The following is a 13,457-nucleotide window of genomic DNA, read 5'->3' on the forward strand; positions in this document are numbered from 1 at the left end:
GCGTGGCCGGGCCGCTAATTGGGCGACTGGCGCTCGAAGTGCCACTTCATGATCAGCACGGCCGAGGCCAGCACCAGCGTCAGGCCGTTGGCGATGACCACCGGCCAGGCGCCGATCAGCAAGCCGTAGCATAGCCACAGGAAAATGCCAAACGTCAGGATCATGTACATGCCCAGCGATACGCCCTTGGCCTGGCGCTCGCGCCACACCAGGTGCACTTGCGGGATAAAGGCGCAAGTGGTGCAGGCAGCTGCGGCATAACCCAGGTAATCGACTGCGCTTGACATCGGAAGCTTTCAAAGAGAGGTGTCGGCAAAGCAGCCGATACCGCTATTTTATGGGATAAACGCCTCCGGGTTTACACGTTTTTTATCGATAACATGTCGGCCGCGCCGGCCGCCGGCGGCGTCTGCGCGTCGATGTGCCGCTTCAGGCATTGCGGGCACCAGCAGCCGGCGCCGGCCTCGCGCGGCAGCGGCACCGCCGGCGCCAGCGCGGTACACCAGCACGGCTCGGCCGCGCCGGGGTCGGCCATGGCGCAGCCGAAGGCGGCGCCGCAGCGGCCGCACACGCTCACGGCTCGCGCCCGGGCGCGTCGGCGTCGGGCGGGAAGCTGCGCATGGCGCGCCGCAGCAGCCCCATTTGGCCGTTGAAGCGGGTGCAGGCGCGGCACACCATCAAGTGCAGGCGCATGCGCAGCCGCTCCACCAGCGACAGGTCGCGGTCCATCCCCTCCGACACCAGGCGGTGCACTTCCCTGCAGGTCGGTTTCAGGCCGGCCGGTTTTGTTCGCGTAGTCATTGCCGCTCCAAGGTCAGCCGGCTTGGCGCTTGCCAAACCAGTTCAAATCGAGGCACTCGCGCAGCCGCATGCGCGCCCGGTACAACAGCACCCATGCATTAGACGTGGTGATCGCCAATTCCTTACAAATTTCTTCGGTTTCCAGTTCCAGCCACTCGCGCATCATGAAAACGCGCGCGGTTTTGGCCGGCAACTTCTCCAGGCACACCTCCAGCACCGCGAAAAAGTCCTTCTGCTCCAGCGTGCGCTCCGGGTCGCCCCACTGGCGCGGCATCTCGGTGGCGTGGCCGTCGGCGGTAAACAGCGCGTCGATGGCGTCGTCCTCGGACTGCCCGTCGCCCACCTCGATCTGCCGTTCGCGCCCGCCGCGGCGCAGGTTGTCGATGATTTTGAACTTCAGGATGGCGGTCACGTAGGTGCGCAGCGAGGACTGGCCGGCGAAGCGTTCGGGCTTTTCCAGCACCGCGATGAGGGCGTCCTGGACGGCGTCTTCGGCCAGCGCCTGGTTTCGCAGTTGCAACATGGCGAAGCGGACCAACAGCGGTCGCATGGTCTCTAGCTGGCGGTGGAGCGTGGTGTCGGGGGTCATATCAGGGCAGCCTAATTGATCGCCAGAGAAAATACAACAAGATGGCCCTATAATGCCTCCTAAGATTTGCATCTTCCCTGTAAAATTCGCCAAAATATTTTTCCCGGACCCGCCATGACTCAATTTGCTAACTTGAACCTGGACACGACTGACGACTTGACGGCGGTAGCGCCACAGATCAAGGCGCAGATTCTGGCCGAGGCCCTGCCGTATATCCGCAATTTCCACGGCAAAACCATCGTCATCAAATACGGCGGCAACGCCATGACCGACGAGCGCCTCAAGCACGGCTTCGCGCGCGACGTCATCCTGCTCAAGCTGGTGGGCATGAATCCGGTGGTGGTGCACGGCGGCGGGCCGCAGATCGACAACGCGCTGAAGAAAATCGGCAAGCAAGGCAGCTTCGTGCAGGGCCACCGCATCACCGACGAGGAAACCATGGAAGTGGTGGAGTGGGTGCTGGGCGGCGAGGTGCAGCAGGACATCGTCATGCTGATCAACCACTACGGCGGCCAGGCGGTCGGACTGACCGGCAAGGACGGCGGCTTGATCCGCGCCCGCAAGATGCGCATGCCGGACCGCGAGAAGCCGGGCGAATTCCTCGACATCGGCTTCGTCGGCGAAATCGAGGCGATCAATCCGGCCGTGGTCAAGGCGCTGCAGGACGACGCCTTCATTCCGATCATCTCGCCGATCGGCTTCGGCCAGGACGGCCAGGCCTACAACATCAACGCCGACGTCGTCGCCGGCAAGATCGCGGAAATCCTCAAGGCCGAAAAGCTGATCATGATGACCAATATCGCCGGCGTGCAGGACAAGCAGGGCAATCTGGTGACCGACCTGTCGGCCCGCGAGATCGACGAGATGTTCGCCGACGGGACCATTTCCGGCGGCATGCTGCCTAAAATTTCATCGGCGCTGGACGCCGCGAAGTCCGGCGTGAACACGGTTCACATCATTGATGGGCGTATTGAACACTCATTATTGCTGGAAGTGTTGACCGAACAGGCTTTTGGCACTATGATCCGTTCGCACTAAAGCAAACGCGGCGCACTTCACCAGGCGCCGCGGCAGCAACGCCCTTGTAGCTCAGTGGTAGAGCACTCCCTTGGTAAGGGAGAGGCCACGTGTTCGATCCACGTCAAGGGCACCATCCGCAGTATCCCCGCAGCGCCCCCATACCGTTTTCCGTTCCTGCCACTGTTGTAAATCCGCACACCTTACATCCACGCACTGATTCCGCGCGCGCGTCAATAAATCCGCTCGACCCGCAGGCCGCGACCTTGCAGCAGCGCCGGCACGCTGTTCCGGCCGACCAGGTGCAGCACGCCGATCGCCGCCAGGCTGTCGCGTTCGCGCGCCAGCAAGCCGGCGATGCCGTCGGCCAGCACCGGGTTGCGCTGCTCCAGCAGCACCTTCCGCACGAATGTGCCGGAGAAGCTGTCGTCGGCCGCCGCCTCGCGCGCCAGCGCCTCCAGCGCGGCGGCGTCGGCGCCGCGCCAGGCCTGGGCGATCGCCCGGGCCTGCCTGGCCTGCTCCTGGTCCTCGATGGCGGCGATGCCCTCCTCCAGGAAGCGCGCCTGCTCGGGCGCCGTCAAGCCGTCGAACAGCGCCATCTGGCCGGCCGTCGACTCCAGTTCCAGCACCGGTATCTTGCGCGCCCGCGCCTGTTGCGCCAGGTGCGAGTCGACCGCCAGGCCGGCCTGGTAGCCGTGCGCGGCGAACTCGCTCATCGCCAGCACGGTGGCCAACAACCACGGCTTCATCGGCGCGGCCGCCTCCGGCGCGATGCCGTAGCGGCGCAGCAGCCCCGCCAGCCGCGGCCGGAACGCCGGCGCGATGTCGGCCGCCGCGCTGCCGCCGCCGGCGCCGTACATGCCGTAGCGGCGCAGCGCCTGCGCGGCGGCGGCCGGGTCGGCGTCGGGGTCGACCTCCAGCGCCAGCACGCTGGCGCGCGCCAGCGCCGCCGTCACGCGCGCTTCGAGCGGATAAAAGTCGGCGGCGCCGACGTGGATGGTGCCGAACAGGTACAGCGTGTGGCCGCCGCCCTCGACCTTGAACAGCGCGCCGCGGTTCGGCGCCACCACCGTGGCCTTGGCCTGGGCGCCCTTCCGCGCCGGCGCCCCGGCCAGCGCCGCCGGCGCCAGCAAGAACAAAGTACAGAACATCACTATAATCTGGCGTCGCATATTTTTTTCCTGATCGTTTTGCTAAAGACTCCCGTGCCAAATCTTAACCGCAATGCCCCCGTGTGGCTGTTCGACCTCGACAACACCCTGCACGACGCCTCGCACGCGATCTTCCCGGCGATTACGGCGAACATGAACCTCTACATCGGCAGGGTGCTGGGCGACGGCGTCACGCCGGCCAGCGACGCCGTGGTCAACGCCGCCCGCGCCGATTACTGGCGGCGCTACGGCGCCACCCTGCTCGGCATGGTCAAGCACCACAACGTGGCCGCCGCCGACTTCCTGCACCAGACCCACGCGATGGACGACCTGACGGCGATGATCCGCGCCGAACGCGGCCTGGCGCAGCTGCTGCGGCGCCTGCCCGGGCGGAAAATCCTGCTCACCAACGCGCCGCGGCGCTATTCGCGCGACGTGCTGCGCCACCTCGGCCTGCAGCGCCACTTCTCGCACCACATCGCCATCGAATCGATGCACGTGCACCGCCAGCTACGCCCGAAGCCGTCCAAGCTGATGCTGCGCAGCCTGCTGCGCAAGCAGGGCCTGACGGCGCGCCGCTGCGTCCTGGTCGAGGATACGCTGGCCAATTTGCGCACCGCCAAAACGCTGGGCATGCGCACGGTCTGGATCACCCAGTACCTGCGCGTGGCCGATCCGATCGGCATGGCCAGCCTGCCGAAGATGTTAAATCGCCCCGCTTATGTCGATGTCAAAGTAAAATCCGTCAGACATTTACCCGCCCGCATGCAGCGTCTGCGCTGAAGGCTTTCCTTTTTATTAAGACGAGATCAACCATCACATGGCAAGCACACCGCCGGGCCAACGCAGGCTGCAAATTCTCCAGGCTCTGGCCGCAATGCTGGAACAACCGAAGGGCGAAAAAATCACCACCGCCGCGCTGGCGGCCCGCCTGGGCGTATCCGAGGCGGCGCTGTACCGACACTTCGCCAGCAAGGCGCAGATGTTCGAGGGTTTGATCGAATTCATCGAGTCGAGCGTATTCGGCCTGATCAACCAGATCGCCGACAAGCAGGCCGACGGCCTGGCGCAAACGCGCGACATCGTCGGCATGCTGCTCAACTTCGCCGGCAGCAATCCGGGCATGACGCGGGTGCTGATCGGCGACGCCCTGGTCAACGAGGACGAGCGCCTGCAGCAGCGCATGAACCAGTTCTACGACCGCGTCGAGCTGGCGCTGAAACAGGCGCTGCGGCTGGCCGCGGCCGAGGGCCAGGCGCACGAAACCGAGGTCGGCGCGCGCGCCGGCATGCTGGTCGGCTTCGTCATCGGGCGCTGGCACCGCTACGCCAAGAGCGGCTTCAAACTCCACCCGACGCAGGACGCCGCGCTGCAGATCGCCATGCTGCTGAACTGATATGCCGCTCAAGCCCTTCCCCGTTCTGGCGTTCTGCGCCCTGCTGCTGGGCGGCGCCGCGATCGGCTTCGCCGGCATCATGATGCGCCTGTCCGACGTCAACCCGGTCGCCTCGGCGTTCTGGCGCATGGCGCTGGCCGCGCCGATGCTGTGGGTCTGGGCCTGGGCCAGCGCGCGCGGCGACCGCGCCGCCGGCCTGCGCACCGACTACAGCACGGTGCTGCTGCTGGCCGGCTTCTTCTTCGCCGCCGACATGGGCGTCTGGCACGTCTCGCTGCACTTCACCAGCGTCGCCAACGCCACGCTGCTGCCGAACATGGCGCCGCTGTGCATCGCCGCCTGGCTGTGGTACCGCTACAAGACGCGCTTTTCGCGCGGCTTCCTGCTCGGCATGGCGCTGGCGCTGGCCGGCGCGGTGCTGCTGGTCGGCCCCAGCGTCGGCCTGGGCGGCACGCGCCTGCTGGGCGACGGCCTGGGCCTGCTGGTGGCCGGCTTCTACGCCGCCTACCAGCTGGCGGTGAAGGACGGCCGCGCCAGCTATTCGACGGCGCGCCTGATGGCCTGGAGCACCAGCATCACCGCCGTGTTCCTGCTGCCGTTCGCGCTGCTGATGCCGGGCGACTTCTGGCCTGCGTCGGCAGCCGCCTGGCTGCCGCTGCTGGGGCTGGCCCTGGTCTGCCAGATCGGCGGCCAGACCGTCATCACCTACGCCTTCGCGCACCTGCCGTCGTCGCTCTCGTCGATCAGCCTGCTGATCCAGCCGCTGACGGCCGCGCTGGCCGCCTGGGTCATCTTCAACGAAGCCATCGGCCCGGTGCAGATGGCCGGCGGCGCCGTGCTCCTGCTCGGCATCTACCTGTCCAAGCGCGGCTCGGCATGAATCCCGCCATCGACGCCCGCTGCTACGCCCTGCTCGACGACGCCAGCGCCGCCCCCGGCGGCGCCGCGTCGCGTCTCTACACCGGCCACCTGGCCACGCTGAGCTGCGCCGACGGCGCCGGCTGGACGACGCTGCTGGAACAGATGCAGCAGGCGCTGCGCCAGGGCCGCCACGCGGTGGTGCTGTGCGCCTACGAATTGGGGGCGCATCTGATGGGCATGCCGGCGCGCGCCGACGCCGACGCCGCCCCGCTGGCGCGGGTGCTGCTGTTCGAGACCTGCCAGCGGCTGTCGCAGGCCGGCGTGGCCGCCTGGCTAGCCGCGCGCGCCGCCGCCGAGGACGCGGCCGCGGCCGCGATCGGCGCCGCCATTGCGCCGGCCGGCATCGCCGCCATCCGCGCCAACGTCGACCAGCGCGAGTTCGGCGCGGCGCTGGCGCGCATCCACGACTACATCGAGGCCGGCGACACCTACCAGGTCAACTACACCTACCGGCTGCGCTTCGACGCCTTCGGCTCGCCGCTGGCGCTGTACACGCGCCTGCGCGCGCGCCAGCCGGTGCCGTACGGCGCGCTGGTGGCGCTGCCCGACGGCGGCGCCGTGCTGTCGCTGTCGCCGGAACTGTTCGTACGCCACCAGGACGGCCGGCTGACGGCGCGGCCGATGAAGGGCACCGCCCCGGCCGCCGCGCCCGGGCAGGCCGCCGAGAACGCGCGCCGCGCCGCCGCGTTGGCGGCCGACCCGAAGAACCGCGCCGAAAACCTGATGATCGTCGACCTGCTGCGCAACGACATCGGCCGCATCGCCGCCACCGGCACGGTGCAGGTGCCGGCGCTGTTCGAGGTGCAGCGCTACAGCAGCGTGCTGCAAATGACCTCGACCGTGCGCGCGACGCTGCGCGCCGGCGCCGGCCTGGCCGAGATCTTCCGGGCGCTGTACCCGTGCGGCTCGATCACCGGCGCGCCCAAGCGGCGTACCATGGAAATCATCGACGAGCTGGAACCGGCCGCGCGCGGCCTCTACACCGGCGCGATCGGCTGGTTCGAACCGCCGCCGGCCGGCGCCGGGGTCGGCGACTTCTGCCTGTCGGTGCCGATCCGCACGCTGGCGCTGCGGGCGCCGGCGGACGGCGTGCGCGCCGGCGAAATGGGCGTCGGCGCCGGCATCGTCTACGACAGCGACGCCGCCGACGAGTACGCCGAATGCCAGCTGAAGGCGGGCTTTTTAACCGGCCTGACCAACGACTTCGAACTGTTCGAGAGCATGCACGCGAGCCGGGACGGCGGCTGCCGCCACGTCGGGCTGCACCTGGCGCGGCTGGCCGCGTCGGCGCGCTACTTCGGTTTCGAGTGCGACCTGGCGCGCGCCCGCGCCACGCTGGACGCGGCCTGCGCCGCGCTGGCGCCGGGCCTGGCGTTCCGCCTGCGCCTGGCGCTGACGCAAAACGGCGCCTTGAACCTGCAAAGCGGCGCGCTGACGGCGCTGGCCGAACCGGTGCGGCTGCTGCTGGCCGAAGACGCCACCCGCGCCGACGATCTCTTCCTGCGCCACAAAACCAGCGTGCGCGCGCGCTACGACGCCGCCTGGCGCGCGGCCGAAGCGCAAGGCGCCTTCGACACCCTGTTTTTCAACGAGCGCGGCGAACTGACCGAGGGCGGGCGCAGCAACGTCTTCGTCAAACTCGACGGCCGCTGGCACACGCCGCCGCTGGCCAGCGGCGTGCTGCCCGGTATCCTGCGCGGCGTGCTGCTGGCCGACCCGGCGTGGGGCGCCAGCGAACGCGTCATCAGCCGCGCCGAGCTGCTGGCGGCGCCGGAAATCGTCGTCTGCAACGCCCTGCGCGGCCCGCTCAAAGCCAGCATCGAGCGCGCTTGAGTGTGCATTGCCGTGGCGCTCAAAACGCCGCCCAATCAAACAAAAACCAGCGGCGTAGCGACAGGTTTCGTAGCTCGGGTTGGCCGGAAGCGGCGCGTCTCGCGTCGGCCAACATGGTTGGATTACGCTGCGCTAATCCGACCGACGACAAGCTAACTTAGCGGCCCGCTTCGGCTTGGCCGGCGAACTGGCGCCGGTAGGCGCCGGGCGACGTCGCCGCCAGGCGCCGGAAGTGGTGCCGCAGCGATTCCTCGGAGGCGAAGCCGGCCCGCTCGGCCACCAGCGCCAGCGGCAGGTCGGCCGTCTCCAGCAAGTCCTTGACGACGGCGACGCGTTCGCGGATCAGCCACTCCACCGGCCCCAGCCCGGTGGCGTCGGCGAACTGGCGCTGCAAGGTGCGCGGGCTCATCGCCGCCCGCGCGGCCATGCTGGCGACCGTGTGCGGCTGCGCCGGATGCGCGCGCAGCCAGTCCATCAGCTTCGACAGGCGGCCCTGCTGGTCGTAAGCCATCGGCCGCGGCAGGAACTGCGCCTGGCCGCCCTCGCGGTGCGGCGCCACCACCAGCCGCCGCGCCACCAGGTTGCCGACGCGCGCGCCATAGTCGCGCCGCACCAGGTGCAGCAGCATGTCGAGGCCGGCCGCCGAGCCGGCCGAGGTGATGACCTGGCCGCCGTCGACGTACAGGTCGTCGGCCAGCACCTCGATGCGCGGGAAGCGCCGCGCCAGCTTGTCGGCGTAACGCCAGTGCGTGGTGGCGCGGCGCCCGTCCAGCACGCCCGCCGCCGCCAGCACGAACACGCCCGAGCAGATCGAGCACAGGCGCGCGCCGCGCGCGTAGGCGGCGCGGACCAGCGCCAGCAGCGCCGCCGGCGGCGCCTCGTCGGCGTCGCGCCAGCCGGGGATGACGATGGTGTCGGCGCGTTCGAGCAGCTCGGGCGCGTACGGCGCCTGCAGCGTGACGCCGCCGAGCGCGCGGATCGGCCCCGGCTCGACCGCGCAGACGGCGAAGTCGTACCACTCGACGCCCAGCTCGGGGCGCTCCAGCGCGAACAGCTCGACCGTGCAGCCGAACTCGAAGGTGCAGAGCCGGTCGTAGGCCAGCGCGACGACGAGATGTTTTTTCATGGCGCAATCTTAACGTAGTTTGGCTTACGCGCCACTGCCGGCGCGGGTCCGCCGCGCCGATAATACAAGCTCACACAACGACCAGGAGTCCCGCATGTCCACCGTAAGCGAAGTCGCAGCCGCCCCCAGCGCCCTGGCCCTGGCCCACTTTGAAGCGTCGCTGGCGTTTGAAACCGATTGCTGGGATGTGCACCACGCGCTCAGCACCGGCCAGCGGGATTTCGTGCTGCTGGACGTGCGCGGCAGCGAGAAATACGCGGCCGGCCACGTGCCCGGCGCGCTCGACCTGGCACACGGCAAGATCATCGGCTCGAAGATGGCGGCCTACCCGGCCGGCACGCTATTCGTGGCATATTGCGCCGGGCCGCACTGCAACGGCGCCGCGCGCGCGGCGATCCGCCTGGCGCGGCTGGGACGGCCGGTCAAGGTCATGCCGGGCGGGATCACCGGCTGGCTCGACGAGGGTTTTGCGCTGGAAAAGGCGGCTGCCGCCAGCCCTGCGATGTCGTAGGTCGGGCTAGCCGGAACCCGTTACACGGCGTGGGTAACCCGACTGGCGTCGGCAGCGGCCCGGCGCCGGGTTACGCGTCGACACCGCCGTTGCTACAGCCAGTCCAGCAGCGCCCGGTAGACGGCGGGCGAGTTCAGCAGCTCCAAATGGTTGGTCCGGTACACCACCAGCTGGTTCGCCGGCGCGAAGACGAGCTGGCGCGCCGCGTCGGCGTGCTGGCCGAGCGCGCTGGCCAGCGGCACCAGGCCGTCGCCGGCAAGGCGGTCGGCGAGGTCGCCCTCGGCCTTGCCGACGGTCGCGGCGACCGTGTAGCACTGTACCGCCGCCGGCAGCGCCACGCCGTGCGGCAAGTGCGCGCCGCGCGCGAAACGGTCCTTGCCGTCCCAGTCGGCGTCGAGCAGGCTGCCGTGGCGCAAATCGGTGATACCGGCGCTGCGCATCTTCGCCAGCCGCGAAAACGGCGCCGTGTACGGGCTCAAGTCGGTGATCACGTCGAACCAGTTGCCGCCCCGTTCCAACGGCGCGCCGTGGTGCGGCGAGCCGAGGAACACCATCTTGCTCAACAGGCCGAGCCAGCCGTCGCCGGCCTCGGCGCCGTGCTGGCAGGCGCTGCGCGCCACCAGCCCGCCCATGCTGTGGCCGACGATCACCAGCTCGCGCACCGGCACCGGCCATTGCTCGACCAGTTCGCGCAACGCGGCCGCGAACTCCCGCCCGTTGCTGGAAATATGCTTGCCGCTGTTATAGCGCAGATACACCGCCGTATAGCCGCGCTCGCGCTGCAAGGCCGCGCCGTGGTCGTGGCCGGCGCGCCGCCACTGCTCGTCGTTCATGCACAAGCCATGCGCCAGCACCAGAACGCGCCCGCTGGCGCCGGGCAGCGCCTGCCGCAAAGCGTCGCGCCGCGGCACCAGCGTGGCGCCGTCGCGCCGCCACGCCATCGGCAGCGCCAGCGCGTTGCCGCTCGCGGCCAGATGGTCGCCCAGCACGCCGTTCAGCGCCGACAGCAGCGCGTCGCGCCCGGCCCAGCCGCTCTGCTCGCCCAGCAAGGGTTGCAGGCGCGTCAGCACCGCGTCGATGCCGCCGCCGACCAGGCCGGCCACGCCGCGCACGCCGCGGTATACCAGCGAGGTGGCCCGCGCCAGCGGCTTGGCCGCCGGCGTGCCGACCTGACGCAACACAGTCAAATGCAGCGCCTCGGCCATCTCCGCCACGCCGCCGACGGCGCTGACGGTCAGCCGGGACAGGCCGAGCAGATCGGCCGCGTAGGACTGTTTTTTGGACATCGCCGCCGCGCCCCGTCGGTTTGGCTTACGGCGCCAGCGCTTTTTCCAGCGCGGCGACCAGCTTCTTGTCGTCCGGCGCGACCTTGCTCGGGAAACTCTCGAGCACCTTGCCGTTGCGGTCGATCAAATATTTGTGGAAATTCCAGGCCGGCACCTTGCCGGTCGCCTTGATCAGGTTCGCGTACAGCGGATTCGGGGTCGGCCCCGACACCACCGACTTCGAAAACATCGGAAACTTCACGCCATAGGTGTTGTAGCAAAAATCGGCGATATCCTTGCCGCTGCCCGGTTCCTGCTTGCCGAAGTCGTTCGACGGAAAGCCCAGCACCACCAGGCCCTTGCTGCCGTACTTCGCGTACAAGGCCTCCAAGCCCTCGTACTGCTGGGTGTAGCCGCAATAGCTGGCCGTGTTCACCACCAGCACCACCTTGCCGGCGTACTGGCACAGGTCCTGCGGCGCCTCGTCCTGCAGCCGGTTAAACGTCTGCTTCAACAGCGCCGGGCAAGCGGCGGGGTCGGCCAGAGCCGGCGCCGCCACCAGCAAGGCCAGCGAAGAACCAAGGAGCAGTTGGGCGAGAGTCTTGGACATAGTGGTCGGCCGCGAAAATGAAAAAACCATTCTAAGCCAAACGCCGGCAATACGTACGCCAATCGGCCTGCGCGGCGAGCCAGCACGCCATTTCATTGTAAATATTGCAATAATTGATTAGTATCAAGTCAAGCGCAAGCACCGACCTGCGCGCCGGCATCGTGGTTATGCTGTCGCTTTGCCCCGGCTTACGGGTATCCGCAATCAACTTTTATCGGGAGTGGTCATGCACATGCGACGCGCGCGCGCTTGGAGGTTTTACTTGCTGGTTGCGACAGCGGCGGCCGCGTACGCGCCGCTGCACGGCCACGCGGCCAAGGGGGCCAAGGCCACCAAGGCCGCCAGCACCGAGCCGGTCGCCCTGCCCGCCTTCCACGCCGATTTGAACCAAACCACGGTGTCGGGCCTGTCGTCCGGCGCGTTCATGGCCGGCCAGTTCGCGGTGGCGTATTCGGGCATCGTCAGCGGCGTCGGCATCGTCGCCGGCGGCCCCTACTATTGCTCCGGCTCGCCCGGCTTCTTCCCCTACATTCCCTTCATGGTCAATGCGATGAGCGCCTGCATGAACCCGGCCGAGGCGAACGTGGCGCCGCCGGTCGCCGCCATCCTGTGGGGCGCCGCCCAGAACTTCGCCCGCCAGGGGCTGATCGACGACACCGCCAACCTGAAGCGCCAGCGCGTCTACCTGTTCAACGGCACCCGGGACGCGACGGTGACGCGGCCGGTGGTCGACCAGACCAGCGCTTTTTACCAGCTGGCCGGCGTGCCGCCCGCGCAAGTGCGCTACGTCAACACGGTCGACGCCGGCCACGCCATCGTCACCGACAGCCGCGGCGACCAGCCCTGCCCGGCCACGGCGTCGCCCTACATCAACGACTGCGACTTCATGCAGGCGGGCGAGATCCTGCGGCATATCTTCCCCGACCTGAACCCGGCGGCGCTCGCGCTAAGCGGCAAATTCGTCACCTTCAACCAGCGCAGCTTCCTGCACAGCCCGTATTCGAGCATGAGCAACACCGCCTACGCCTACGTGCCGAAGGCCTGCGACACCCAGAGCTGCCGCGTGCACGTCGCCTTCCACGGCTGCAGCCAGAGCGCCGCCAGCGTCGGCGAGCGCTTCTACAAGGGCACCGGTTACAACCAGATCGCCGACGCCAACAACATGATCGTGCTCTACCCGCAGGTCGACGCCAGCCAGGTGTATCCATACAATCCGCGCGGCTGCTGGGACTTCTGGGGCTATACCAGCGTCAACCCCTTCCTGCCGGACTTCTTCCAGAAATCGGGCATGCAAATGGCGGCGGTCAAGGCCATGCTCGACCGCCTGGCCGAGCCGCGCGCCGCGCTGCTCCAGAGCCGCCGCTAGGGTTTGCAGGGGCCGCTCAGACCACCTTGAGCGCGCCCAGCTCCGGGTTCGGCGGCGGGAACGACAGCTTCATGCCCTGCAAGGTTTCGAGCAGCAGCGAGGCGACCACCAGGTTGCGCTGCGTCTTCGAATTGGCCGGCACCACGTACCAGGGCGCGTGGTCGGCGTCGGTTTCCTCGATCGCCCGCTCGTAGGCGCGCTGGTAGTCGTCCCACAGCTTGCGCTGGACCAGGTCGTTCGGATCGAACTTCCACTGCCGGTCCGGGTCGTCGAGCCGCTGCTGCAAGCGCTCGCGCTGCTCGTCCTTCGAAATGTGCAGCAACACCTTGACGACGACGGTGCCGGTTTCGGCCAGCATGCGCTCGAAGTCGCGGATCTGGCCGTAGCGGCGCTGGCACTCCTTGTCGTCGATCCACTTCTGCACGCGCGTGATCAGCACATCCTCGTAATGGCTGCGGTTGAAAATGGCGATCTCGCCGCGCACCGGCACCTGCTGGTGCACCCGCCACAAATAATCGTGCGCCAGCTCGACGTCGGTCGGCCCCTTGAAGGCGACCGCGCGCAGGCCCATCGGATTGATGTTGCTGAACATCGCCTGCACGGTGCCGTCCTTGCCCGACGTGTCCATGCCCTGCAACACCAACAGCACCTTCTGCTGGCGCTGCGCGTACAACATCTGCTGGCACTCGGCGATCTGCGCCGTCAGCGCCAGCGTCTCCTCGCGGTCGAGCGCCTTGCACTGCGCCTTGCTCAGCTTATCGTTGCCCGCTTTCGAGGCCGCGCCCAACAGCTTGGCGGCGGCCAGCGCCTCGTCGAGCTTGGGCTTCTTGAGGGCGCGGAATTGATCGCATACTTTCATAGTGTCCTTGTC

General features: G+C 68.3%; 16 protein-coding genes and 1 tRNA gene. 8 read left to right on the forward strand and 9 right to left on the reverse strand.

Annotation, left to right across the window (positions count from 1 at the left end; translation table 11 throughout):
- Positions 1-14: 14 nt before the first annotated feature.
- From JANGC3_RS0119155 to JANGC3_RS0119170, 4 genes are all read right to left on the reverse strand, one after another.
- The gene (locus JANGC3_RS0119155; protein ID WP_026133192.1) at positions 15-287 is read right to left on the reverse strand and encodes a SemiSWEET transporter; all 273 of its coding nucleotides are present in this window, start codon (positions 285-287) and stop codon (positions 15-17) included.
- A gap of 71 nt (positions 288-358) precedes the next feature.
- Positions 359-577, reverse strand: a complete 219-nt coding sequence (locus JANGC3_RS0119160) for a cysteine-rich CWC family protein (protein ID WP_017878106.1) — start codon at positions 575-577, stop codon at positions 359-361.
- Positions 574-801 (reverse strand): zf-HC2 domain-containing protein, encoded by a 228-nt coding sequence (locus JANGC3_RS29620; RefSeq protein WP_035787825.1) that lies wholly within the window; start codon positions 799-801, stop codon positions 574-576. The genes JANGC3_RS0119160 and JANGC3_RS29620 overlap by 4 nt, the downstream gene beginning before the upstream one ends.
- Positions 802-814: 13 nt before the next feature.
- Positions 815-1,390, reverse strand: coding sequence for a sigma-70 family RNA polymerase sigma factor (locus JANGC3_RS0119170; protein WP_017878108.1), 576 nt, complete (start codon positions 1,388-1,390; stop codon positions 815-817).
- Between the two features lie 114 nt (positions 1,391-1,504).
- Here JANGC3_RS0119170 and argB point away from each other — a divergent pair, with 114 nt between their 5' ends.
- Both argB and JANGC3_RS0119180 read left to right on the forward strand, forming a co-directional pair.
- Positions 1,505-2,428, forward strand: coding sequence for an acetylglutamate kinase (gene argB / locus JANGC3_RS0119175; protein WP_051068331.1), 924 nt, complete (start codon positions 1,505-1,507; stop codon positions 2,426-2,428).
- Between the two features lie 40 nt (positions 2,429-2,468).
- Positions 2,469-2,543 (forward strand) — tRNA-Thr (locus tag JANGC3_RS0119180).
- Between the two features lie 97 nt (positions 2,544-2,640).
- Here the strand turns inward: JANGC3_RS0119180 and JANGC3_RS0119185 are convergent.
- Positions 2,641-3,579 carry a TraB/GumN family protein gene (locus JANGC3_RS0119185; protein WP_026133193.1) on the reverse strand — a complete coding sequence of 313 codons (939 nt, stop codon included), beginning with the start codon at positions 3,577-3,579 and terminating at the stop codon, positions 2,641-2,643.
- Positions 3,580-3,612: 33 nt separating this feature from the next.
- On the opposite strand from JANGC3_RS0119185, the gene JANGC3_RS0119190 reads away from it, so the two are divergent.
- From JANGC3_RS0119190 to pabB, 4 genes are read left to right on the forward strand one after another with little or no spacing between them, the layout of a single operon-like run.
- A complete protein-coding gene (locus JANGC3_RS0119190) occupies positions 3,613-4,341 on the forward strand; it encodes a pyrimidine 5'-nucleotidase (protein ID WP_232429736.1) in 729 nt (242 codons plus the stop codon).
- Positions 4,342-4,378: 37 nt separating this feature from the next.
- A complete protein-coding gene (gene slmA / locus JANGC3_RS0119195; RefSeq protein ID WP_026133194.1) occupies positions 4,379-4,954 on the forward strand; it encodes a nucleoid occlusion factor SlmA in 576 nt (191 codons plus the stop codon).
- A 1-nt stretch (position 4,955) separates the two neighbouring features.
- Positions 4,956-5,834 carry a DMT family transporter gene (locus JANGC3_RS0119200; protein WP_017878113.1) on the forward strand — a complete coding sequence of 293 codons (879 nt, stop codon included), beginning with the start codon at positions 4,956-4,958 and terminating at the stop codon, positions 5,832-5,834.
- Positions 5,831-7,708, forward strand: a complete 1,878-nt coding sequence (gene pabB, locus JANGC3_RS0119205; RefSeq protein ID WP_017878114.1) for an aminodeoxychorismate synthase component I — start codon at positions 5,831-5,833, stop codon at positions 7,706-7,708. Before JANGC3_RS0119200 ends, pabB begins: the two co-directional genes overlap by 4 nt.
- 157 nt (positions 7,709-7,865) lie before the next feature.
- On the opposite strand, the gene ftrA is transcribed toward pabB, so the two are convergent.
- Positions 7,866-8,834: a transcriptional regulator FtrA gene (gene ftrA / locus JANGC3_RS0119210; protein ID WP_017878115.1), complete on the reverse strand. Its 969-nt coding sequence runs from the start codon at positions 8,832-8,834 to the stop codon at positions 7,866-7,868.
- A 94-nt stretch (positions 8,835-8,928) separates the two neighbouring features.
- Here ftrA and JANGC3_RS0119215 point away from each other — a divergent pair, with 94 nt between their 5' ends.
- A complete protein-coding gene (locus JANGC3_RS0119215; RefSeq protein WP_017878116.1) occupies positions 8,929-9,345 on the forward strand; it encodes a rhodanese-like domain-containing protein in 417 nt (138 codons plus the stop codon).
- Positions 9,346-9,437: 92 nt separating this feature from the next.
- On the opposite strand, the gene JANGC3_RS0119220 is transcribed toward JANGC3_RS0119215, so the two are convergent.
- Positions 9,438-10,631 carry an esterase/lipase family protein gene (locus tag JANGC3_RS0119220; RefSeq protein WP_017878117.1) on the reverse strand — a complete coding sequence of 398 codons (1,194 nt, stop codon included), beginning with the start codon at positions 10,629-10,631 and terminating at the stop codon, positions 9,438-9,440.
- Between the two features lie 25 nt (positions 10,632-10,656).
- Positions 10,657-11,220: a glutathione peroxidase gene (locus JANGC3_RS0119225; protein WP_017878118.1), complete on the reverse strand. Its 564-nt coding sequence runs from the start codon at positions 11,218-11,220 to the stop codon at positions 10,657-10,659.
- 262 nt (positions 11,221-11,482) lie between these two features.
- On the opposite strand from JANGC3_RS0119225, the gene JANGC3_RS0119230 reads away from it, so the two are divergent.
- Positions 11,483-12,586, forward strand: coding sequence for an extracellular catalytic domain type 2 short-chain-length polyhydroxyalkanoate depolymerase (locus JANGC3_RS0119230; RefSeq protein ID WP_017878119.1), 1,104 nt, complete (start codon positions 11,483-11,485; stop codon positions 12,584-12,586).
- Positions 12,587-12,602: 16 nt separating this feature from the next.
- Here JANGC3_RS0119230 and JANGC3_RS0119235 read toward each other — a convergent pair whose 3' ends face one another.
- Complete coding sequence (locus JANGC3_RS0119235; RefSeq protein WP_017878120.1) at positions 12,603-13,445, reverse strand: PPK2 family polyphosphate kinase; 843 nt, start codon at positions 13,443-13,445, stop codon at positions 12,603-12,605.
- Positions 13,446-13,457: the final 12 nt, after the last annotated feature.

Origin of the sequence: Janthinobacterium sp. CG3, from assembly GCF_000344615.1 — a bacterium.
In the GTDB taxonomy this organism is placed as follows: domain Bacteria; phylum Pseudomonadota; class Gammaproteobacteria; order Burkholderiales; family Burkholderiaceae_D; genus Janthinobacterium.